Origin of the sequence: Aeromonas sp. sif2433, from assembly GCF_019218705.1 — a bacterium.
GTDB lineage: Bacteria > Pseudomonadota > Gammaproteobacteria > Enterobacterales > Aeromonadaceae > Aeromonas > Aeromonas encheleia.
This window is the reverse complement of sequence record NZ_JAHUXD010000001.1, coordinates 659,604-681,942: the sequence shown is the minus strand read 5'-3', so window position 1 is coordinate 681,942 and position 22,339 is coordinate 659,604. Positions and strand designations below refer to the sequence as shown.

The 22,339-nt window shown below is 61.0% G+C and carries 19 protein-coding genes and 1 pseudogene; 7 read left to right on the top strand and 13 right to left on the bottom strand.

All coding sequences use genetic code 11. The features are described from left to right. A pseudogene (locus tag KW825_RS02960) lies at positions 1 to 123 on the top strand (IS1595 family transposase); the annotation flags it as partial. A 256-nt stretch (positions 124 to 379) separates the two neighbouring features. On the opposite strand, the gene KW825_RS02955 reads toward KW825_RS02960, so the two are convergent. From KW825_RS02955 to nagB, 3 genes are read right to left on the bottom strand one after another with little or no spacing between them, the layout of a single operon-like run. Then, positions 380 to 1,594 (bottom strand): ROK family protein, encoded by a 1,215-nt coding sequence (locus KW825_RS02955; protein ID WP_042651350.1) that lies wholly within the window; start codon positions 1,592 to 1,594, stop codon positions 380 to 382. A 4-nt stretch (positions 1,595 to 1,598) separates the two neighbouring features. Continuing rightward, entirely contained in the window at positions 1,599 to 2,744 is a 1,146-nt protein-coding gene (gene nagA, locus KW825_RS02950; RefSeq protein ID WP_218290104.1) for an N-acetylglucosamine-6-phosphate deacetylase, read from the bottom strand. Positions 2,745 to 2,753: 9 nt separating this feature from the next. Continuing rightward, a complete protein-coding gene (nagB, locus tag KW825_RS02945; RefSeq protein ID WP_042651352.1) occupies positions 2,754 to 3,554 on the bottom strand; it encodes a glucosamine-6-phosphate deaminase in 801 nt (266 codons plus the stop codon). A 272-nt stretch (positions 3,555 to 3,826) separates the two neighbouring features. Between nagB and nagE the strand changes: the two genes are divergently transcribed. After that, entirely contained in the window at positions 3,827 to 5,281 is a 1,455-nt protein-coding gene (gene nagE, locus KW825_RS02940) for an N-acetylglucosamine-specific PTS transporter subunit IIBC (RefSeq protein ID WP_042651353.1), read from the top strand. A gap of 121 nt (positions 5,282 to 5,402) precedes the next feature. Continuing rightward, on the top strand, positions 5,403 to 8,066 hold the full coding sequence (locus KW825_RS02935; protein ID WP_218328145.1) for a beta-N-acetylhexosaminidase: 2,664 nt from the start codon (positions 5,403 to 5,405) through the stop codon (positions 8,064 to 8,066). 198 nt (positions 8,067 to 8,264) lie between these two features. Here the strand turns inward: KW825_RS02935 and KW825_RS02930 are convergent, their stop codons facing one another. From KW825_RS02930 to KW825_RS02910, 5 genes are read right to left on the bottom strand one after another with little or no spacing between them, the layout of a single operon-like run. Next, the gene (locus KW825_RS02930) at positions 8,265 to 8,831 is read right to left on the bottom strand and encodes an NTP transferase domain-containing protein (RefSeq protein ID WP_218328144.1); all 567 of its coding nucleotides are present in this window, start codon (positions 8,829 to 8,831) and stop codon (positions 8,265 to 8,267) included. Then, the gene (locus tag KW825_RS02925; RefSeq protein WP_218328143.1) at positions 8,821 to 9,804 is read right to left on the bottom strand and encodes an XdhC family protein; all 984 of its coding nucleotides are present in this window, start codon (positions 9,802 to 9,804) and stop codon (positions 8,821 to 8,823) included. Before KW825_RS02925 ends, KW825_RS02930 begins: the two co-directional genes overlap by 11 nt. Continuing rightward, entirely contained in the window at positions 9,797 to 11,014 is a 1,218-nt protein-coding gene (locus KW825_RS02920) for a cytochrome c (protein WP_218328142.1), read from the bottom strand. Before KW825_RS02920 ends, KW825_RS02925 begins: the two co-directional genes overlap by 8 nt. Next, positions 11,011 to 11,541, bottom strand: a complete 531-nt coding sequence (locus tag KW825_RS02915) for a (2Fe-2S)-binding protein (protein ID WP_218328141.1) — start codon at positions 11,539 to 11,541, stop codon at positions 11,011 to 11,013. Before KW825_RS02915 ends, KW825_RS02920 begins: the two co-directional genes overlap by 4 nt. Next, positions 11,538 to 14,369: a xanthine dehydrogenase family protein molybdopterin-binding subunit gene (locus KW825_RS02910; RefSeq protein WP_218328140.1), complete on the bottom strand. Its 2,832-nt coding sequence runs from the start codon at positions 14,367 to 14,369 to the stop codon at positions 11,538 to 11,540. Before KW825_RS02910 ends, KW825_RS02915 begins: the two co-directional genes overlap by 4 nt. Before the next feature lie 521 nt (positions 14,370 to 14,890). Here KW825_RS02910 and glnS point away from each other — a divergent pair. Further along, positions 14,891 to 16,552 (top strand): glutamine--tRNA ligase, encoded by a 1,662-nt coding sequence (gene glnS, locus KW825_RS02905; protein WP_218290119.1) that lies wholly within the window; start codon positions 14,891 to 14,893, stop codon positions 16,550 to 16,552. 104 nt (positions 16,553 to 16,656) lie between these two features. Here glnS and fur read toward each other — a convergent pair whose 3' ends face one another. Next, entirely contained in the window at positions 16,657 to 17,085 is a 429-nt protein-coding gene (fur, locus tag KW825_RS02900; RefSeq protein WP_042651361.1) for a ferric iron uptake transcriptional regulator, read from the bottom strand. Between the two features lie 244 nt (positions 17,086 to 17,329). Here fur and KW825_RS02895 point away from each other — a divergent pair, with 244 nt between their 5' ends. Further along, complete coding sequence (locus KW825_RS02895; protein ID WP_218290124.1) at positions 17,330 to 17,806, top strand: DUF4442 domain-containing protein; 477 nt, start codon at positions 17,330 to 17,332, stop codon at positions 17,804 to 17,806. Positions 17,807 to 17,876: 70 nt separating this feature from the next. On the opposite strand, the gene fldA is transcribed toward KW825_RS02895, so the two are convergent. From fldA to KW825_RS02875, 4 genes are read right to left on the bottom strand one after another with little or no spacing between them, the layout of a single operon-like run. After that, positions 17,877 to 18,401, bottom strand: a complete 525-nt coding sequence (gene fldA, locus KW825_RS02890) for a flavodoxin FldA (RefSeq protein ID WP_042651363.1) — start codon at positions 18,399 to 18,401, stop codon at positions 17,877 to 17,879. A gap of 39 nt (positions 18,402 to 18,440) precedes the next feature. Continuing rightward, positions 18,441 to 18,737, bottom strand: coding sequence for a LexA regulated protein (ybfE, locus tag KW825_RS02885; RefSeq protein ID WP_042651364.1), 297 nt, complete (start codon positions 18,735 to 18,737; stop codon positions 18,441 to 18,443). A 20-nt stretch (positions 18,738 to 18,757) separates the two neighbouring features. Continuing rightward, positions 18,758 to 18,979 (bottom strand): DUF2788 domain-containing protein, encoded by a 222-nt coding sequence (locus KW825_RS02880; protein WP_005325663.1) that lies wholly within the window; start codon positions 18,977 to 18,979, stop codon positions 18,758 to 18,760. A 55-nt stretch (positions 18,980 to 19,034) separates the two neighbouring features. After that, positions 19,035 to 19,799 (bottom strand): alpha/beta fold hydrolase, encoded by a 765-nt coding sequence (locus KW825_RS02875; protein WP_218328169.1) that lies wholly within the window; start codon positions 19,797 to 19,799, stop codon positions 19,035 to 19,037. A 290-nt stretch (positions 19,800 to 20,089) separates the two neighbouring features. Here KW825_RS02875 and seqA point away from each other — a divergent pair, with 290 nt between their 5' ends. Together seqA and pgm are read left to right on the top strand one after the other, a co-directional pair. Beyond that, positions 20,090 to 20,599: a replication initiation negative regulator SeqA gene (gene seqA / locus KW825_RS02870; protein WP_218328139.1), complete on the top strand. Its 510-nt coding sequence runs from the start codon at positions 20,090 to 20,092 to the stop codon at positions 20,597 to 20,599. A 52-nt stretch (positions 20,600 to 20,651) separates the two neighbouring features. Further along, entirely contained in the window at positions 20,652 to 22,301 is a 1,650-nt protein-coding gene (pgm, locus tag KW825_RS02865) for a phosphoglucomutase (alpha-D-glucose-1,6-bisphosphate-dependent) (RefSeq protein ID WP_218290128.1), read from the top strand. Positions 22,302 to 22,339 lie beyond the last annotated feature (38 nt).

Sequence of the window (22,339 nt, the reverse complement as noted above, 5' to 3'; positions counted from 1 at the left end):
CACTATCTGAGGAATTATCTGGGCTGGCGACGGATGCTGGAGCGTTATGGGCGGGAAGTGGATGTTCCACGTTGCTTGCATGAGGCGCTTGGGCGCCCCATGCAACACGTAATTGGGACATAGCCTTTTTTATTGGGGAAGGGGGAGGGCATGGCGGCACCGCGATAAGCTGCGGGTGATCCGGGCAGGCCGGTCACATCAGGCTCATTCCAGCACTATCTGCCGCCCCCAGTCATATGTTGGGGAACCTAGCTGTGCGGACCCGGTTTTCTCGGCCGGAGCCGAGCCTGTTCAAACCCCGGGGGCGAATTCGGGTGTCACGCTTCATAAAACAAAAACGGCAGCCGATGGCTGCCGTTTTTTATTGGAGGGAGCAGGACTACTTCTGCTCCATGATGATCTGCAGCAGATCCCCTTCCAGCAGGGAGCGCTTGACCAGGGCGAAGCCGCCTATGGTGGGCTGGTTCTGGAAGCGCGCCTTCACGATGGGCAGGCCACGGTGGAAGCTGGGCAGGGACTGGTGCTCGACGCAGCGACGGATGGCCGGGATCAGGATCTCCTCCGCGGCGGTGATTTCGCCGGCGATCAACACCTTCTGCGGGTTGAACAGGTTGACCGTGATGGCGATGGCCCGGCCCAGATGTTCCCCCACGTTCTCGATCACGCTGCGTGCCAGCTCATCCCCCGCCACGGCGGCCTTGCACACCTCCTGGATGGTGATGTGCTTGTCTTGCAGGGCGCTCAGGTGGCCACGGCTGATGAGCTCCTTGACCTTGTCGACGATGGCTTCGTTGGAGGCGATGGTCTCCAGGCAACCGAAGTTGCCGCAGTGGCAGCGCTTGCCGAGGGGCTCGACCTGGATGTGGCCGATCTCGCCGACGTTGCGATTCTGGCCGAGGAACACCTTGCCCTTGGTGATGATGCCGGAGCCGGTGCCCTGGTGCACGCTCACCAGGATGGAGTCCATGCAGTCGCGGGACTCGCCGAAGAAGTGCTCGGCCAGCGCCAGCGAGCGGGTATCGTTGCCCACGTAGCAGGGCAGGTTGAAATGGTGCTCGAGCAGCTTGGCCAGCGCCAGGTTGCGGATCTGGTAGGTCGGGGTGTAGATGACCATGCCGGATTCCGGATTGACCAGGCCCGGCATGGTGAGTGCGACACTGATGAGGTTGCGACTGCGCTCGGCGTTGGCGTCGATGAAGGCGCCAATCTCCCGCAGCAGCATGTCGACCACGGGTTGCTGCTCGATCTCGGTCACCTGGGTGATGTGCTGATCGAGCTCCTTGCCGTCGAGATCATAGAGACTCAGCTGCAGGTAGCCGCGGCCGAGCTTGGCAGAGACAAACTGAAAGCGATGCTTGATGGTGGTCAGGGAGATGGCCCGTCGTCCGCCGGTCGATGCCTGCGGCGAGGTCTCCCTGATCAGCCCATGCTCGATCAGTTGCCGGGTTATCTTGGTCACGCTGGCCGGGGCCAGCTGACTCAACTCGGCAATTTTGACCCGCGAGATGGGCCCCTGCAGGTCAATGAGCCGATACACGACCGCACTGTTAACCTGCTTGATGAGATCTACGTTTGCTATTTGTCCGCCAGTCATAGTGTCACTGTTGTGTGTAGTGTCCGTTAACCACGGTCCCGCAGACCGTGAAGGCCTGATCAAAGACGGTGAGGTTGGCAATTTTTCCGACCTGGATACTACCGAGACGTGAGTCCCATCCAATGGCGCGTGCGGGGTAAAGGGTGGCCATTCTCAGTGCTTCATCGAGCGGTAATCCGACCTGTTTGACCAGATTTTCCACCCCTTCGATCATGGTGAGGGCAGAACCGCCGAGTGTACCATTCTCATCGACGCACTGACCATCGCGGAAATAGACGGTTGCGCCACAAAAATCAAACTTCTCAAAGCCTTCCGGCGCGCCCGCCGCCGCGGTGGCATCGGTTACCAGCACCAGCCGCTCGCCGAGGATCTTGTGGGCTAGGCGCACTGTGGCCCAGTGCACGTGATGGCCATCGACGATGATGCCGGCATGGACATCCTTGCGATCATAGATGGCACCGACCACCCCGGGTTCGCGCCCGTTCAGGGTGGGGGTCATGGCGTTGTAGAGGTGGGTGGCGAAGCGGATGCCATTGTCGAACCCGGCCATGGCCTGCTCATAACTGGCGGCGGTGTGGCCGGCGGAGACCAGGATGCCCGCCTCGACCAGGCGACGGATGTGCTCCGGCTTGTTACGTTCCGGTGCCAGGGTGATCTTGGCGATGGCATCGCTGTTGTCACAGAAGAAGTCGATCATCTCGTCGGCCGGCTGGCGGATCTGATCGGCCGGGTGGATGCCCTTGCGCTTGAGGTTGGTGTAAGGCCCTTCCAGATGGACGCCGAGCACCTCGTTGGGGTGGGCGGCCATGTAGTCGCGGGTGACCGCCACCGCCTGCTTCATGTCCGCATCCGGACTGGTGATCAGGGTCGGCAGGAAGCTGGTGGTACCGGACTTCAGGTTGGCCGCCTGCATGATGGCCAGGGTCTCGGTGGTGATGTGGCCGTTGAACATGACGCCACCGCAGCCGTTGAGCTGGACGTCGATGAAGCCGGCGCTCAGGTTGGCGCCGTGCAGATCATGCTGAACTGCCTCAGCGGGCAGCTCTGCCCGGGGCACAATGGCGACAATCTTGTCGCCCTCGATCAGTACGCCGTGGCCGGTCAGCACGCAGCTGCCGGTATAGAGGGTGCAATTAGTCAGTGCGTACATGACGGCTCCTTACAGACGGTTGATGTTGGCGGCTTCCAGTTGTTGGAAGTAACGGACCGTCTTGACTTTCAGCTCCATGGTGGAGGGCTCGTCGCACACCATCATGCCCTTGGGGTGCAGTTGCAGGGTGGAGATGGTCCACATGTGGTTGACGCAACCTTCCACCGCGGCCTGCAGGGCCAGGGCCTTGCCGTGACCGGTTACCAGGATCATGATCTCTTCGGCATCCATCAGGGTGCCGACGCCCACGGTCAGCGCCAGCTTGGGCACCTGCTCCATGTCGCCACCGAAGAAGCGGGAGTTGGCGATGCGGGTGTCCTCGGTCAGGGTCTTGACCCGGGTGCGGGAGGAGAGGGAAGAGGCCGGTTCGTTGAACGCGATGTGGCCGTCATTGCCGACGCCGCCCATGAACAGGTTGATCTTGCCGTAGGACTTGATCTTGTCTTCATAACGCTTGCACTCGGCCACCAGATCCTCGGCATTGCCGTTGAGGATGTTGATGTTTTCCGGGCGGATATTCACGTGGTTGAAGAAGTTGTTGTACATGAAGCTGTGGTAGCTCTCCGGGTGCTCGGCCGGCAGACCCACGTACTCGTCCATGTTGAAGCTGACCACGTGCTCGAAGCTCACTTCGCCGGCTTGGTGCAGCTCGATCAGGCGCTTGTAGGTCGTCAGCGGGGTGCCGCCGGTCGGCAGGCCCAGCACGAAGGGGCGATCGCTGGTCGGCTTGAACGCATTGATGCGGTCAACGATGTAACGGGCAGACCAGAGACCCACTTGGCTGGCGGACTTCAACGGGATCAGGCGCATTTTAGATACCTCTGTACGGGTTGCGGCCGGTCTATCGACGGCAAGGGATTTTAGATGGATTCAAGTTGTTTTATAGCGTAAATAAAGATTGCGAACTAAGCCACATCTATCCGTTACCTTTATCTCTGTTGAGTGATAATGATCACGAATGTTGGTTTATTAATTTGCGCAGCGAAATAAAACCCATAGACTGCCAATCAAGCCTTGATGGCTTATGCGTCGAACGTGATAAGCACTTAATTCTAGAAAAACATCAACTAAGGAGAGGAACCGTGAACATTCTCGGTTATTTACAAAAGATCGGCCGTGCCCTGATGGTGCCGGTAGCGGTATTGCCTGCCGCAGCGATCCTTATGGGGATTGGTTATTGGATTGACCCGAACGGTTGGGGCGGTGGCAGCCCGGTGGCTGCATTCCTGATCAAGGCGGGTGCCGCCATCATCGACAGCATGCCTGTGCTGTTCGCCGTGGGTGTTGCCTATGGCATGTCCAAGGATAAAGACGGCTCTGCCGCGCTGGCCGGTCTGGTCGGTTTCCTGGTGGTCACCACCTTGCTGAGCCCGGGCGCCGTTGCCCAGATCAAGGGTATCCCGGCCGATCAGGTCCCGGCTGCCTTTGCCAAGATCAGCAACCAGTTCGTCGGTATCCTCTGTGGTGTCATCGCCGCCGAGCTGTATAACCGCTTCAGCAGCGTCGAGCTGCACAAGGCGCTGGCCTTCTTCTCCGGCCGTCGTCTGGTGCCGATTGTGACCTCCGTTGTCATGATCGTGGTCTCCTTCATCCTGATGGCCGTCTGGCCGGTTATCTATGGTGGCCTGGTGCACTTCGGTGAATCCATCGTCAGCATGGGCTCCACCGGTGCCGGTATCTACGCCTTCTTCAACCGTCTGTTGATCCCGGTCGGTCTGCACCACGCCCTGAACTCCGTGTTCTGGTTTGACGTGGCGGGCATCAACGACATCCCGAACTTCCTGGGCGGTCAGAGCTCCATCGACGCCGGCAAGGCCGTGGTCGGTACCACTGGTATGTACCAGGCTGGCTTCTTCCCGATCATGATGTTCGGTCTGCCGGGCGCTGCGCTGGCCATCTACCACTCCGCCAAGAAAGAGCACAAAGAGAAAGTTGCATCCATCATGATCGCAGCCGCCTTTGCCGCCTTCTTCACCGGTGTGACCGAGCCGCTCGAGTTCTCCTTCATGTTCGTGGCGCCGGTGCTCTATGTCATCCACGCCCTGCTGACCGGTCTGTCCGTGTTCATCGCCTCCAGCATGCATTGGATCGCCGGTTTCGGCTTCAGTGCCGGTCTGGTGGATATGGTGCTCTCCAGCCGTAACCCGCTGGCTACCCAGTGGTACATGCTGCTGGTGCAGGGCCTGGTGTTCTTCGGCCTCTACTACGCCATCTTCCGTGCCGTCATCGTCAAGTTCAACCTGAAGACTCCGGGTCGTGAAGATGACGAAGCCGTGCCGGTACAGGCTCAGATTACCGACCGCACCGAGCTGGCTCGCCAGTATCTGGAAGTGCTGGGTGGTCAAGATAACCTGGTAACCATCGATGCCTGCATCACCCGTCTGCGTCTGACCCTGAAAGACCGCAGCATCGTGGATGAGCGCAAGCTGAAAGCCCTGGGCGCGGCCGGTGTGGTCAAGCTCGGTGAGCAGAACCTGCAGGTGATTCTGGGCCCCTTGGCCGAAATCATCGCCGGTGAGATGAAATCCCTGCGTTAATCGAGCGCAAGCTCACCTCAAGTCTAAGTCCATTGTTGACATAACTAAGGGCCCCGCTTAGGGGCCCCATATAAAAAAAGCCAAGAAAATCCAACCTTTACTTCAAATGAGAGCAGCAGTTATGAACTTGAAACATTCTCTGTTAGCCATTGCCATGTCTACCGTTTGTGCCGCTCAGGTACAGGCAGCCGATGCCGCCAAGCAAGCCGTGGTCGATTCCCTCGCCAGCAACCTGGTCGTCAAGTATGAAGTGGTCACCAACGACGGTGCCAGTGCCGGTCTGGATTGTCAGGCGCTGGGTTCCGAGTGGGCGAGCTGTGGCGTTGCCAAGCTGCACCTGACCAACACCGGTGCGGACGTGACTTCCAAGGATTGGAACATCTACATCCACTCCATCCGCCGCATCCAGCGGGTGGACAACGACCAGTTCACCATCACCCACCTGACCGGCGACCTCTATCGCATGACGCCGACCGACAAGTTCCAGGGCTTTGCCAAGGATGCTGCGGTCGAAGTGCCGCTGGTGGTGGAGTACTGGGTGCTGTTTGAAAGCGACATCATGCCGAACTGGTACGTCGCCACCGAGGGCGCCGAGCCCAAGGTGATCGCCAGCATGACCAACATCGAAGATGCCACCAGTTACGAGAAGCCGATGCCGGCCGACGGCTGGAAGCGCACCAAGGATGACAAGAACATCCTGATGAACAGCGAGACCCGTTTCGCTGCCAATCAGGCCAGCACGCTGCTGCCGGCCAGCAAGATCGACGACCAGATCATGCCAACCCCGCTCAAGCAGGTGGTGAAGGCGGGTCCGCAGGTCGATCTCTCCAGCATCAAACTCAACGCGCTGGATCTGCCGACCGACCGTGCCGAAGCCATCAAGGCGTCACTGACCAAGCTGGGTGTTACCCTCTCCGACACCGGCTACCCAGTGACCATCAAGCTCGGCAGCAAGGTCAAGCAGGCCGAAGGCTATGACATGAACATCGGCTCGCAGGGCGCGCTGATCCAGGGCCACGACATCGACGGCGCCTTCTGGGGCGCGCAATCCCTGATCTCCCTGCTGGGGGTCAACGACAAGCTGGTCAGCCAGATGGCGGTCGAGGATGCCCCGCGCTTCGAATACCGCGGCATGCAGACCGACGTGGCCCGCCACTTCCGTGGCCCGGAAACCCTGCGCAAGCTGATCGACCAGATGTCGTCCAAGAAGCTCAACACCCTGCACCTGGGCCTGACCAACGATGAAGGCTGGCGTATCGAGATCCCGGGCCTGCCGGAGCTGACCGACGTCGGTGGCGAACGTTGCCACGATCTGTCCGAAACCAAGTGCATCCTGCCGCAGCTGGGTTCAGGCCCGACCAGCGACAACATGGGCAGCGGTTTCTACACCAAGTCCGACTATATCGACCTGGTTCGTTACGCCAAGGCGCGCGGTGTGACCGTGATCCCCGAGGTCAACATGCCAGCGCATGCCCGTGCCGCCGTGGTCTCCATGGAGGCGCGTTACAAGCGGCTGATGGCCGAGGGTAAAGAGCAGGAGGCGAACCAGTACCGTCTGCTCGATCCGGCCGATACCTCCAACATCACCTCGGTCCAGTTCTACGACAAGATGTCCTTCATCAACCCTTGCCAGCCGGGCTCTTCCGCCTTCGTGGCCAAGGTCATGGATGAAGTCGGCGCCATGCACAAGGCCGCCGGCCAGCCGCTGACCGTCTGGCACTACGGTGGTGACGAGGCGAAGAACATCATGATCCGCGATGGTTACCAGGATCCGGCCGTCACCAAGAAAGAAGATCTGGTGGCCTGGAAGGGCAACGCCGACTGGAGCAAGCAGGACAAGCCGTTCGGCAAGTCCCCGCTGTGCCAGAAGATGATCGACGAGGGCAAGATCAAGAGCGTAGATGAGCTGATGGTCTACTACGCGAAGGAAGTTGCCAAGATGGTCAAGGCGGATGGCTACTCCACCCTGATGGCGTGGGAAGATGGCCTGAAGTACGCCGACGGCGCCAAGGATTTCGCCACCGACAAGACCCAGGTCAACTTCTGGGAAACCCTCTACTGGGGCGGCTTCAACAATGCGATGGCGTGGGCACACAAGGGTTATGACGTGGTGCTGTCCAACCCGGATTACCTCTACCTGGACTTCCCGAACGAGGTGCATCCGGCCGAGCGTGGCTACTACTGGGCGACTCGCTTCACCGACACCCGCAAGTTGTTCAACTTCGCCCCGGAAAACCTGCCGCAGAACGCCGAGACCTCGACCGATCGCGACGGCAACGCCTTCGTGGCCAAGGGTGACCAGGATCCCGTCAAGTTCAAGGGCATGTCCGGTCAGCAGTGGGGCGAAACCGTGCGTACCGACGCCCAGTACGAGTACATGGTCTACCCACGGATCTTCTCCGTGGCCGAGCGTGCCTGGCACAAGGGTGGCTTCGAGCTGGATTATGTGAAGGGTCGCGAGTTCTCCGGCGAGACCAAGCATGTCAACAAGGCCACCCTGGACAAGGAGTGGAACCAGTTCGCCAACCTGCTGGGTCAGCGCGAGTTGGCGAAGCTGGAAGCCTACGGCGTCGAGTACCGTCTCTCGGTACCGGGTGCCAAGGTCGTCAACGGCAAGCTGGAAGCGAACGTGGATCTGCCGGGCCTGCCCATCCAGTACAGCCTGGATGGCAAGAGCTGGAGCGCCTATGACGCCGCGGCCAAGCCGAGCGTGAACGGCAAGGTCTACCTGCGTACCACCAGCTTCGATGGCAAGCGCACCAGCCGCGTCACCGAACTGAACTGATAGCTGTCAACCGCTAACACCAGGCGGGTCGCAAGACCCGCCTTTCCCAAGGCCGATATGTCATCGGTTTTGGGAAAGGTTGACTGTGCGTGTGAGCCTTTGTTGTGTGTGTGTATTGTCTGTTTTTCATCACTTGTGACCCCGCCTGGTGCGGGGCTTTTTTTGCCCGCGTTTTGCCGGCGTCGTCGTCGGGGTGGATCAGAGAGGGTCTTCGGGTCGGTCGATATCCCACACGCAGCCGGGATCATCCAGCGTCAGGCAGATCAGGCGGTCGGCGTGGCGATCGAGCACCGGCTTGGCGCCTTGCTCACCAGAGAGGCGGGCCAGCTCGGGCAGCAGATCGGCGGGAAAGCTAACGGGATGCCCCTGCTGACCCTGGTAGAGGGGCCGCACCAGCGAGTGACCCTGCTGGGCAGCCTGCAAGGCCAGCAGGCTGGTGTGGGAGAGATGGGGCATATCGGCCAGCGCCACCAGCAGACTCTGGATAGGCCAATCCTGGGCGAGCAGGGTGCGGACGCCGTGGGCCAGGCTGTCACCCATGCCGCCATCTGCCGGCACCTGGGTGATCAGGGCGCCCGTCGGCGCCAGCAGCTGGCGTAACGCCTCGTCTCGCTGCCTGAGCACCACCAGCACGCGGTCATGGCAGGGGAGCAGGGTGGCGAGGGTGCGCAGGATCAGGGGCGGGGAGCCCGCCAGTCGCTTGTCGCTGCCGTAGCGGCGGGAGAAGCCGGCGGCCAGCAGCAGGGCTATCCGCTCAGGCCGCATCTTGGCGAAGCCTCAGGCGAATGCCATGACGGGCGGCGATCACCTCGGCCAGGGTGGCGATGGCGATCTCGATCGGGGCCTTGCTACCGATAGGCAGCCCGATCGGTGCATGGATCCTGTCGAGCCGCTCCCGGCTGATCTCACCGATGCGCTGCAATCGCTCCAGGCGGCGCTCGCTGGTACGCACCGAGCCCATGGCGCCCAGATAGAAGGCCTCTGATTCCAGTGCTGCCATCAAGCCGGCATCGTCGATCCTGGGATCGTGGGCCAGGGCGAGCACGGCGCTCCGGGCCGTGACATGACGCTCGACGAAACGCTCGGGGTCACACCACTCCACCGCTATGCCGCCCTGCTCCGGCCCCCAGTGCCAGTCGGGGCTATATGCCTCGCGGGTGTCGCACAGCAACACCTCGAAGCCAGCGGCCTGTCCCAGTCTGGCCACCTGTTCGCTCACCTGACTGATCCCCAGCAGCAGCAGGCGCCAGCGCTGGGCATAGCTCAGCCGCACCCTGCCTGGCTCCTCTTGCTCGCCCTGCATCTCGTCGGCCAGATAGGAGCGCACCCCCAGGCCTAGTTGCACCTCCCGCACGAAGGGGAGGGCACCTTGCAGCCTGCTCAGCCACTCGTTCAGATCCGCGACGGCCTCGTCCCCTGAGAGGCGTTCGACCAACAGCCGGATGCGGCCGCCGCACGGCAGCTCGAACTCGCTGCCATCGGGGGCCAGATGGGATCCATAGTCCAGCAGGCTCAGGGGCGAGTCATGCTCCCCCCTGGCCAACATGGCGACGAAGGCATCCTCGATGCAGCCGCCGGAGATGGAGCCGCTGCGGCGACTGCCGTCGGTGGCGAACAGGGCCCCTTGCGGGCGGGGAGCCGAGCCGTAGGTCGCCACTATGCTGCACAGCCAGATAGATTTTCCTTGGGCGAGCCAGGCGAGGCTCTGACGCAGCACCTCCAGCTGACCGCTACTCATCGTGCGCCTCGACGATCTCCTTCTTGAGCGCCTCGATGTCGCTTGCACTCAGGGTGGAGGGCTGATGGGCCCAGGTCTGGCGCAGGAAGTTGACCAGATCCGCCAGTTGCTGTTCGTTGAGCTCCTTGGCATAGCTTGGCATGGGGGCGAAGCGCTCGGTCTGGCTGTAGCTCTGGGCCGGGATCCCGCGCAGCAGCACCGCCAGGGTGTTGGTCGGAGTCGCCTGATCCAGGGTGGCATTGGTGTACATGGATGGTGTCACGTTCGGCTTGCCCTGGCCCTCCTGGCCATGACAACCGGCGCAGTAGTCCCGGTAGAGCCCATAGCCGGGGTGAGCCCTATCCAGGGTGACTTGCTTGGGCTCTGGCTCCGGCAGCGGGGTGTCGCTGTCCAGCAGGTAGCTGGTGACGGCGTGCATGTCTTCGTCGGTCAGGTAGGCGAAGCTCTTCTCGACCACGGGATACATGCCGGCGAAGACGCCGCCCTTGACCGAGTAGCCCTTGCGCAGCAGCCGGGTCAGGGAGTCATGGGTCCAGCCCTGGCGCCTGAGCTCGGTGGCGGTGATCTCCGGGGCCATCACCCCCTCGATCATGGCCCCTTTCAGGTAGCCGGAGTCGTCCATCGCCATGAAGGTATCCCGCGGCGTGTGGCATTCGCCACAGTGCCCCAGCCCATCCACCAGGTAGCGGCCACGATTCCAGTTGCTGCTCTTGGCCGGATCGGTTTCGAAGGCGCTGTCCTCATGGGCCACCAGGTTCCAGAACAGCAGGCCGGTGCGCACGTTGAAGGGGAAGCCGACCTCGTTGTCACGGTTCGGGGTGGCGGCCGGTTTGGTCTGCATGAAGTAGGCGTAGAGCGCCTTCATGTCCTCATCCGTGACCAGGTGATAGGAGGTGTAGGGCATGGCGGGATAGAGGCGGCCATTGGGGGCGCTGCCGTTGTGCATCACCTCATAAAAATCCTGATAGCTGTAGCTACCGATTCCCTGGGCCTTGTCGGAGCTGATGTTGGTGGAGTAGATGACGCCGAAAGGCGTCTTGAACGCCAGTCCACCGGCATACTTCTGGCCACCCTCGGCGGTGTGGCAGGCGGCGCAGTCGCCGACCTTGGACAGGTATTCTCCCTGTGCCACCTGCGGATCCTGGGCGTCGGCCGCAGACACCGTGCCTGCGCCGAGCAAGAGTGCGAATGCGAGTTTGGAGAGCATCATGTGCGTACTACCCCCTCCGAGATCAACATGGCCTTGACCCCCTCGTAATACTTCTTGTAACCGGTGCAGCGGCAGACGTGATCTTTAAGCGCACCCTCTATGGTGGATTCGAGATCGGCCATGGCCACCGGCTGCTTGCGCAGACGCTCCAGCAGCACTGTGGTCTCGTTGACGAAGCCAGAGGTACACCAGCCGCACTGGAAGGAGAAGTGATCCAGGAAGGTCTTCTGCACCGGACTCAGGGCGATGATCTTGCCCAAGTTGTTACGCTTGGCGTGGCCTTCCACCGTGCGTATGCGCTGGCCATTGAAGCGGCCAACCCCGTTGACGCAGGTGCGCACGCTCTCGCTGCTGCCATCCGCCCCGTCGACGACTATGGTGCAGGCATGACAGACGCCGACGCCACAGCCGAACTTGGTACCGGTCAGGTTCACATACTCGTGCAGGAAGTCGATCATCATGGTGTTGTCATCCACTTCGATCGGGCCAATGAGACGGTCGTTGATGGTCATGTTTACGGTGATCATTGGATGGCCTTCTGAATGTCGGTTGCAGTCACGGGAAGATGATAGAAGCGGGTGCCGGTCGCCTGATAGATGGCTTCGACCAGGGCGGCGACCACGGGGATCATCACCACTTCGCCAATGCCCTTGGTGGCATCGGTCGGCGAGAGGGGTTCCAGCAGGGTGTGGGTCAGGTTCCAGACCGGCAGCTGGTGCGCCAGGGGGACCTGATAGCGGTTCAGGTTCCAGGTGCCGTTGCCCGGCCCTTCCTGGCCTGACGGCAGATATTCATAGAGGGCATGACCGACCCCCATGGCCAGGCCGCCCTGGATCTGCCCTTCCACCAGTTCGGGGACTATGACCCGACCGGCGTCCAGCCAGCTGTGGGCGGACAGTATGTGCACCTTGCCCGAGCCCTTCTCCAGCGCGATCTCGACCAGGGTGGCGCAGGGGGCGTAGTAGGTCACCATGGCGTTGTTCAGGTTGGTACTGGGATAGTGGGCCTGGGTGCGATCGAGCAGCTGGTAGCCGTTGGCATCGGCCTGTGCCCGCTGCGCGCTGCTGGCGCCGTCACCGTAGCGCAACGCCAGCGCATCTATGGGCAGGCGCTGGCTCTGACCCTCGATGGTGAAGTCGCACTCGGCCCAGGCCCAGCGGTTGAAGCTGTGCACCATGGCACCGGTGATGAGGCCGTTGGTGTGGGCATGGGCCGCCAGCAGGGAGAGCGGCAACGGTGGCATGCCACGGGTCGTCAACCCGGCGGGGGTCCAGCTCGCCTCGCTGGCGGGGCCCAGATCCAGGCCGGCCTGGCCGACGAAGAACTGCTTGCGCCAGATGGCGGTCGCCGCCGGCCAGAGCGTCTGCTCGAACAGGATGCGGGCCGCCGCCACAGTGGCGTGACTCTGGAAGTAGGAGGAGATGGAGGCCGAGGAGGCCTGCGGAATGGCCAGCGTCCAGCGCGGGTTCTTCTGCATCTCGTCCTGGCGTTCCTGGGAGATGGTGTAGGGGTTATCGGTCTCGACCAGCTTGAAGCTCTCCCAGAGCGCGATTTCGGCGAGATCTATGGTGTCGGCCGGTTGGCCGAAGTAGCGACTGACGATCTCGGCCTGGGAGGTCTGGATCCCGGTGCCCATCTCCATGCCACTGATCTTGAGGAGGATCTCCCCCTTGCTTGTCAACTCGACGCAGGCGGAGGGGGCCACGGCGCCGGTGCCATAGTCCTTGGTGGTGATGCTGAAACCCGTGCCGTGCAGGCGGTCCGGGTGCTGGGTCTCGTAAGCCTGCTTCCTGGCCTGGCGCTGGGCCCAGATCTCGTGCCGCTCGGCCATCGCCAGGATCTCGGGGTAACGGTTGTTGCCCTGGGGAATGGCGCCCTGGGTATTGGGCTGGCCGGGCTTGATCAGGTTGCGGCGCCGCAGCGCCAGCGGGTCCATCTTCAGCAGCGCGGCGGCCTCGTTGATCATCATCTCCATGGCCGCCATGGTTTGCAGGGAGCCGTAGCCGCGCATGGAGCCGCAATCTGGATTTTCGGACGGCAGGGCGACCGCCGTGATGTCGTTCTTGGGCAGGTAGTAGACGCCCTGAATGGCGCTGGCGCCGACGCTGGCCACCGAGCCGGTGAAGTTCAGGCGACCGCCACCGTCAACCGTCATGGAGGAGATCAGGGCGCGGAACTGGCCGCTCTGTTTGTCGAGTACCAGCTTGTTGTGCATGTTGAACGGATGACGCTTGAGGCCACCCTGGAACTGTTCGAAACGATCGTTGGCCAGGCGCACCGGGCCGTCACCATAAATGGTCGCGAGCAGGCCATAGAAGGGGAATATGGTGTGATCCTTGGCGCCGAAGCCACCGCCGATGAAGGGGGAGTGCACCACCAGCTTGTCGACCTTGCCAGCCAGCGGGCCTTTGGCCAGCATCTCGGCGGCCTGGTAGTAGAAGTCGTGAGGGGACTGGGTGCTTATCACCAGGTGCATGGTGCGCGCCTTGGCGTCGAACCAGCCGTTGAAGTTTTCCGGCTCCATCATCATGGGTTCGATGAACTGGGTCTGATAGCTGCGATCCAGCACCAGGGCGTCCTCGGCCTCCAGCTCCTTGTGCACCAGCTCGGCCTGATACATCCCCTGTTCGCCCGCGTTGCCATCGGCCTTGGCCGTCGGCCACACCGGCTGGTGGCTGACGATGGCCGGGAAGAAGAGCCCGTTCTTCAAGGTGCTGTACTGGTCGCTCATGCCGAGCTTGCCCTCGATCCGGATGATGCGCCAGCAGGCCCAGGGATCGCGGGTCGTGGCGACCAGCGGCACAACCTCACCGTAACGGATCACCTTGTCGTTGAATTGCAGGATCTGCTTGGCCCGGTTGAAGCTGGCGAAGTCCTGGAAGATCAGCATGGCGGCCGCATGACCCAGATAATCCGGGGTGGCCCCTTCGCTCACCATCATGTTGATGCCGTAGAAGGAGGGCAGCTCGACGCCGTCGCGCACCAGATCGGCGGCGGTGACGACCCGAACCGGTTGGGCATTGGCAGGCAGCATGGAAAGATCCAGCCCCAGATAGACGCGATCCGCCTTGTCGACCCGGATCAGCAGCGCATGTTGTTGCTGGGACGGCCAGCCGGCCAGATCCTGGGCGCGATAGTCCCGGCTGTAGATCTTCTGACCGGTCACCTTGGCCAGGCCGTCGCTGCGGAACTTGACCTTGCCGCCCTGCTTCCATTGGCCGAGCAACTCGGGATCGAAGATCTCGTCTTCCATACCGGACAGCGAGAGGTTGGCGAGGAGGGGGGCGCTGTAGACGGCGATGCCGGCGATGACGCACTGCTTGATGAATTCACGTCTTGATAAGGGATAGGACATGGTTCAGCTACCTGTGTGAGGATGAGGCGAGCGGATCGGGGAAGCGAGGAGGGACAGGTGCTGTCGGTCATCTTCCTTGATGTCGCTGCAGAAAATGATAAATAGAATACTAAGGATTGAGTGGTTTGGAAAATGGATTGTTGCATCTTATGTTGAGTTGATGCGATTTGTCAGAATAATAAGCTGACTTATGTGGTGTTTGATTTGTATTTTTGAGCTTTTGTATTGGAACTGTCGTGATAAAAGTATTTTGTGTGTACTCACAAGAGACCATTTAATTCTAGACCCATATGAATTGATCTATTTTAGGATTTACCCGGATGAGACTAAGCCGCGTGAGGTTTAGCGGGTCCACTAGGTGGGAAGCTTGTCGGCCCCAGCACAAATGGGGCCTGGTGGCGCGGCCCACTTGCCGTGGCGGCAAATTCCTGTTGAGCCTCATGGATGAATAGTGGATCATTGACGGTTTCTAAGCGGGGGCGCGCGGTTGCCCCACGAGCTGAGACATTCGAGGTGAATTCATGACCGAGGCGAGCAGCCCAACCAACTTTATCCGTCAGATCATCGATGAAGATCTGGCCAGCGGTAAGCACAAGAGCGTGCATACCCGTTTCCCACCCGAGCCGAACGGTTATCTGCATATCGGCCACGCCAAGTCCATCTGCCTGAACTTCGGCATAGCCCGCGACTACCAGGGCCAGTGCAACCTGCGCTTCGATGACACCAACCCGGCGAAGGAAGACATCGAGTTCGTGGAGTCCATCAAGCAGGACGTGCAGTGGCTCGGCTTCCAGTGGAGCGGTGAGATCTGCTACTCCTCCGACTATTTCGACAAGCTGCACGGCTACGCCATCGAGCTCATCGAGAAGGGTCTTGCCTATGTGGACGAGCTTTCCCCCGAGCAGATGCGCGAGTACCGTGGCACCCTGACCGAAGCCGGCAAGAACAGCCCGTTCCGCGATCGCAGCGTCGAAGAGAACCTGGCGTTGTTTGCCAAGATGAAGAACGGTGAGATGGCCGAGGGCAGCGCCTGCCTGCGCGCCAAGATCGACATGGCTTCACCTTTCATGGTGATGCGCGATCCCGTCATCTATCGCATCAAGTTTGCCCACCACCACCAGACCGGTGACCAGTGGTGCATCTATCCGATGTACGACTTCACCCACTGCATCTCGGACGCCCTGGAGGGGATCACCCACTCCCTGTGCACCCTGGAGTTCCAGGATAACCGCCGGCTGTACGACTGGGTGCTGGACAACATCAGCATCGACTGCCACCCCCGTCAGTACGAGTTCTCCCGCCTGAACCTCGAATACACCGTCATGTCCAAGCGCAAGCTGAACCTGCTGGTGACCGAGGGGCACGTCAGCGGTTGGGACGATCCGCGCATGCTGACCGTCTCCGGTCTGCGCCGCCGTGGCTACACCCCGGCCTCCATCCGCGAGTTCTGCAAGCGCATCGGCGTGACCAAGCAGGACAACATCGTCGAGATGAGCATGCTGGAAGCCTGTATCCGCGACGATCTCAACGAGAACGCCCCGCGTGCCATGGCCGTGCTGCACCCGCTCAAGGTAGTCATCGAGAACCTGGCGGGCGACGAGGTGCTGACCGCACCGGCGCACCCGAACAACGCCGAGATGGGCAGCCGCGAGCTGACTTTTAGCCGCGAGATCTTCATCGACGAGGCAGACTTCAAGGAAGAGGCGAACAAGCAGTTCAAGCGCCTGGTGCTGGGCAAGGAAGTGCGCCTGCGCAACTCCTATGTCATCAAGGCCGAGCGGGTCGAGAAGGATGCGGAAGGCAAGGTGACTTGCGTCTACTGTTCCTACGATCCCGAGACCCTGGGCAAGGATCCGGCCGATGGCCGCAAGGTGAAGGGGGTGATCCACTGGGTCAGCGCCACTCACTCCCTGCCGGCCGAGATCCGTCTCTACGATCGTCTGTTCAAGATGCCGAATCCCGCTGCCGAGGATGACTTCGAGGCGGCGCTCAACCCGGATTCGCTGGTGATCATCGCCGGTGCCCGGGTCGAGGCCTCCCTCAAGGATGCCAAGCCGGAGTTTGCCTACCAGTTCGAGCGCGAAGGCTACTTCTGTGCCGACAACAAGCTCTCCAGCCCGGAGCACCTGGTGTTCAACCGCACCGTGGCCCTGCGCGACGTCTGGGGCAAGGCCGAAGGCTGATGCGAGAAGGGCAGGGGAGACCCTGTCCATCACCCGCCCCCTTGCGGACACAAAAAAGCCAGCATCATGCTGGCTTTTTCATTGCTGCTCGCGGGCCGACGGCGTTATTCGTCGTGCTTGCAGTCGCCGTTCGCGCAGTGACCATAGAGATAGAGACTATGGTTGGTCAGGCGGATGTTGTGCACCTTGGCGATGTCGCGCTGACGCTGCTCGATCACCTCGTCGGAGAACTCGATCACCTTGCCACAATCGAGGCAGACCAGGTGGTCGTGATGCTCCTGGGTGGCCAGCTCGAACACCGACTTGCCGCCTTCGAAGTGGTGACGGGTGACGATACCTGCATCATCAAACTGGTTGAGAACGCGATAGACGGTAGCGAGACCAATCTCCTCACCCTGATCGATCAGCCGTTTATACAGATCTTCCGCACTGGTGTGCTGGCAGTCCGGCTGTTGCAGGATTTCCAGGATTTTGACGCGGGGCAAGGTGATCTTGAGCCCGGCCTTTTTTAACGCTTGGTTGTTGTCTGCCATATTCTATTAATTCGCATTCTCGAAGGTGTGGTTATTCTGATTGACTGCCGAAGGAATGGCAACCACGAACTCGTATGGCCTGTCATTATAGGTCGTAGCCAAGTTAAAAATAAACCCAGCAATTCAAGGGCTTTAGCATGTTCAGCCCCCTTGGAGTATAAATATACCCCGCAGTGGCTAGGCTTGCTCCGCCCGGAAATGTTGATACTATGTAATTTCTCTATTGTCTGGTCGGATGAGATCCATGGATTGGCTTTTTGGCAACGCGGCCTGGGTGCGCCACGCCCTCAACGCCTGGCCTCCCTTCTGGGGAGCCGGCATCAACATCGAAACCCTGAGCCCCGATTTTCGCTTCTGTCGGGTCACCCTGAAATCCCGCTGGTGGAACAAGAATGCCAACCGGACCCAGTTCGGCGGCAGCATGTTCGCCATGACGGACCCCATCTATCCGCTGATGCTGATGGGTCATTTCAAGAATCGCTATTACGTCTGGGACAAGGCGGGCAGCATCAACTACATCAAGCCGGGCAAGGGGATGCTGGTGGCGGAGTTCACCCTGACCGACGCCAAGCTGGCATCGATCGTGGCGGCCACCGAGCGCGGAGACAAGCACTTCCCCGAGTTCGAGGTGCAGGTGCAGGACAAGGGGGGTGAGCTGGTGGCCCAGGTCAAGCGCACCCTCTACGTGCGCGCCAGACCGGAACACAGAGCGACCGAGTAGGCCACCTGCTGAGGCGAGAGTCAGAAACAACAAGGGCCCCAGCGGGGCCCTTGTTGTCAGAGGAGGGAGATCACTCCAGCTCGCTCAGGCACATCTCTTCGTGCAACTGCTTGCACCAGCCCTTGACGCGCTCGGCGGTCAGCTCCGGCTGGCGATCCTCGTCGATACCCAGACCGACGAAGTGCTTGTCATCGACCAGGGCCTTGGAGGCTTCGAACTCGTAGCTCGCGGTCGGCCAGTTGCCGATGATGATGGCGCCCTTGGCCTCGACGATGTCGCGCAGGGTGCCCATGGCATCGAGGAAGTACTCGGCATAATCTTCCTGATCGCCGCATCCGAAGATGGCGACCAGCTTGTTGGTGAAGTCGATCTCTTCCAGCTCGGGGAAGAAGTCATCCCAATCAGCTTGGGCTTCGCCGTAGTACCAAGTCGGGATACCGAACATCAGCAGATCGAAGCTGTCGATGTCGGCCTTGCTGCTCTTGGCAATGTCACGGACTTCAATCAGTTGTTTGCCCAGTTCTTTCTGGATCATCTTGGCGACAGCTTCGGTATTACCGGTATCGCTGCCGAAAAACAGACCTACACTAGCCATAGTGTTTAGTTACCCGTATTTGGTGTTAATGCTTAACGGTCAGATTGCGATGCCTGCTGCAAAAGCAGACTCAATCTGTTGCTTCAGGATAGATTGGATCAGCTCGGCTCGGCTGACGTTCTGTTGTAACGCAAGTTGGTTCAGGCGCTCCAGCAACTCGGCCTCCACCTTTAACTCTACCCGTTTCAGGCCGTTCTCCCGATCGCGCTTGAGCTGATTGCGCTTGTTGATCTTGAGTTGGGTCTCACGGGGGAGTGGATTGGTCTTTGGCCTGCCGGGGCGCTTCTCAGTTGCGAACAGATCCAGTGTTGTTCGATCAGTTTGCTGTTTGGCCATACATCACAGATGAAAAGTAGTTAGCCGATCCCTGAGCCTTCCCAGCCCATTTCGATCAGCCCCTTGGCGACAAAACCCGCGCAACCCAGAAACAGAACCAGCCAGACGATGAGACGACCGAAGCGGGGCACGTTGCCGCGTTTGAGCACGTCGTGAATGGCCAGACCAATCAGCAGGAAGATGGCCACGAAGAACAGCTTCAGGCCCAGACTCTCGATCAGATCGATATGTTCACTCAGCATGGATTGCGCGCACTCCTTATGACGGGCGCACTATATCACAAAGGATTTGAAACTGTTAACCGCCTGTCGACAGGAAATCCACAACCAATTTGTTGAACAACACCGGCTTTTCGGCGTGCAGCCAGTGACCGGTTCCGGCGATGACGCGGGTCTTGGCGGCCGGGAATTGTGCCATCACAGTCTCGGTATATTGGGGCTGCACATAGTCGGAATCGCCCCCCTTGATGAACAGGGTCGGCCCCTCGAAGCGGGTCTGGTCGTCGGGCCAGCCCATGATGTTGGCGTAGTTGCGCTCAAGCGCCGGCACATTGAAGCGCCAGCCCCAACCGGACTCCCCCTTGGCGAAGGACTTGAGCAGGAACTGGCGCACGCCGGGGATCTCGACATACCGGGCCAGCAGGGCCTCGGCCTCGGCACGGCTCTGAGGCGGATTGGCCAGGGTGGCATTGAGCCCGGCGAACACATTCTGGTGACGGGCATGGGGGTAGGCCACCGGGGCTATGTCGGCCACCACCAGCCGGCCGACTCGCGCGGGGGCCTGCTTGGCGACCTGCATGGCGACCTTGCCGCCCATGGAGTGACCGACTATCGCCACCTGATCCAGCGCCAGATGATCCAGCAGGGCGATCACATCCGCCGCCTGCTGCAGGTAGCTCATCTCGTCCGAGTGAAAGGAGGCACCATGGTTGCGCAAATCGACGCTGATGACCCTGAAGTGTTCACTGAGCGGGCGAGCCAGCAGGCCGAGGTTGTCCAGGCTGCCGAACAGGCCGTGGATCAGGACGACGGCAGGGCCCTGGCCCTGTTCCTTGAAATGCAAAAGCTGATTGTGTTGCAAAATAACACCTTATCGGTCGTGGGCTGTTTCGCCAGATTCTTAACGCACTGAAAGAAAAGGATTTCATTCTCTTGGGCTGGTCTCTCTTGTGGTTTTTTTCCAAAAAGACGACCCCGGGATCCCTTATCAGTGCGGGGGATCACACACTTGGACCCGCATTATGCCGTATTCTCGATGAGATTCATGCACATCTGCCAGCCACTCCCTTGGGCTGCCGGGTTTGCCTATGTATAATCGCCGCATCCGAATTTCGACGAGTCCAGCGCATCCCTATGAAAACCATCGAGCTTGATGACGATCTCTACTTCTATATCGCCAGCCAGACCCGGCACATCGGCGAGAGTGCCTCCGATATCCTGCGCCGTCTGCTGGAACAGCCCTCCCACATTGCCGTGCCTGTGGTCGAGCCCGTGGCGGCCTCCCAGCCGCGTGTGGTCGCCGATGCCGTGGGGTTGCAGGCCCTGCTCGACTCGGGTGAGCTGCAAAGAGAAGAGAAGTCCATCAACCGCTTCATGTTGGTGCTGAGTAGCCTCTACCGGGACAACCCGGAGAGTTTCACTCAGGCGACCGAGATCAAGGGGCGCAAGCGCGTCTATTTCTCGCGGGACCCCGAGGCGCTGCGTGCCAGTGGCAGCACCACCAAGCCCAAGCAGGTGCCGGATACCCCGTTCTGGGTGATCACCAATACCAACACCAGCCGCAAGCAGAACATGGTGGCCCAGCTGATGACCAGCATGGGTTACGATGAAGTCTTGACCGCTCAGGTGTGCGGCACCGTTTAACGCATCAAAGACTCAGGCCTTGCCGGGCAAGGCCTCATGCAAGGAAAACGCCATGGCACAGCATCCCCACGCCGGTCAGCCGGCCCGTCTCAGCGACTTGACCAACATTCCCCGTCTGGTCAGCGCTTACTACCTCAACAAGCCGGACATGAGCCGCCCCGAGCAGCGGGTGGCCTTCGGCACCTCCGGCCACCGCGGCAGCGCCCTGCACAACGCCTTCACCGAATCCCACATCCTGGCGGTGACCCAGGCGCTGGTGGAGTATCGCCAGCAGGCCGGCATCACTGGCCCGCTGTTTGTCGGCATGGATACCCACGCCCTCTCTGAATCCGCCTTCGCCAGCGCGGTGGAAGTGCTGGCGGCCAACGGCGTCGAGACCCGCATCCAGGCCGGCCTCGGTTTCACACCGACCCCGGTCATCTCCCACGCCATTTTGCGCCACAACGCCAGCAAGCCGGCGGCCCTGGCCGATGGGGTGGTGATCACCCCGTCCCACAATCCGCCGGAAGACGGTGGTTTCAAGTACAACCCGCCCCACGGCGGCCCCGCCGAAGGGGAGATCACCAAGTGGGTGGAGGACAGGGCCAACGCCATCCTGGAGGCGAACCTCGCCGGGGTGAAACGGATGCCGTTCGCCGAGGCCCTCAAGAGCGCCCTGGTGGTCGAGCACGACTACGTCACCCCCTATGTGGACGATCTGGAAAATGTGCTGGATCTGGCGGCCATCAAGCGGGCCGGCATCAAGATCGGGGTCGATCCCCTGGGTGGCTCCGGCGTGGCCTATTGGGACGTGATCGCCAAGCGCTATGAGCTCGACATCGAGGTAGTCAACTATCGCGTCGATCCCACCTTCTCCTTCATGACCCTGGACAAGGACGGCAAGATCCGGATGGATTGCTCCAGCCCCTTCGCCATGGCCGGCCTCATCGCCCTGAAAGACAAGTTCGACATCGCGCTGGGCAACGACCCTGACTACGATCGCCACGGCATCGTCACCAAGTCCGGTCTGATGAACCCGAACCACTACCTGGCGGTGGCCATCCAGTACCTGTTCACCCACAGAACCGGCTGGCCCAAGACGGCCGCGGTCGGCAAGACGCTGGTCTCCTCCTCGATGATCGATCGGGTGGCGGGCGAGATTGGCCGCACCCTGAAAGAGGTGCCGGTCGGCTTCAAGTGGTTCGTCGATGGCCTCTACAGCGGCGAGTTCGGCTTTGGCGGCGAGGAGAGCGCGGGTGCCTCCTTCCTGCGCAAGGACGGCAGCGTCTGGACCACCGACAAGGACGGTTTCATCCTGGCCCTGCTGGCCGCCGAGATCCTGGCCGTGACCGGCAAGGATCCCCAGGCCCACTACGACGCCCTGGAGGCCAAGTTCGGCCGCTCCAGCTACCGTCGCATCGATGCCCCGGCCAACAGCGCGCAAAAAGCGGTGCTCTCCAAGCTGGATCCGGCATTGGTTGAAGCCTCCACCCTGGCAGGGGATCCCATCCTCGCCAAGCTGACCCGCGCGCCCGGCAACGACGCCGCCATCGGTGGCCTCAAGGTGGTGACCGAGCACGGCTGGTTCGCGGCGCGCCCCTCCGGCACCGAGTCCATCTACAAGATCTACATGGAGAGCTTCAAGGGCGAGGCACACCTGGATCTGATCCAGCAGGAGGCCCAGCTGATCGTCTCCGCCGCCCTGGCCAAGGCCGGCGTCTGACCTAGCGGATCGCCAGATCCTGAATAAAAAGAGGAGCC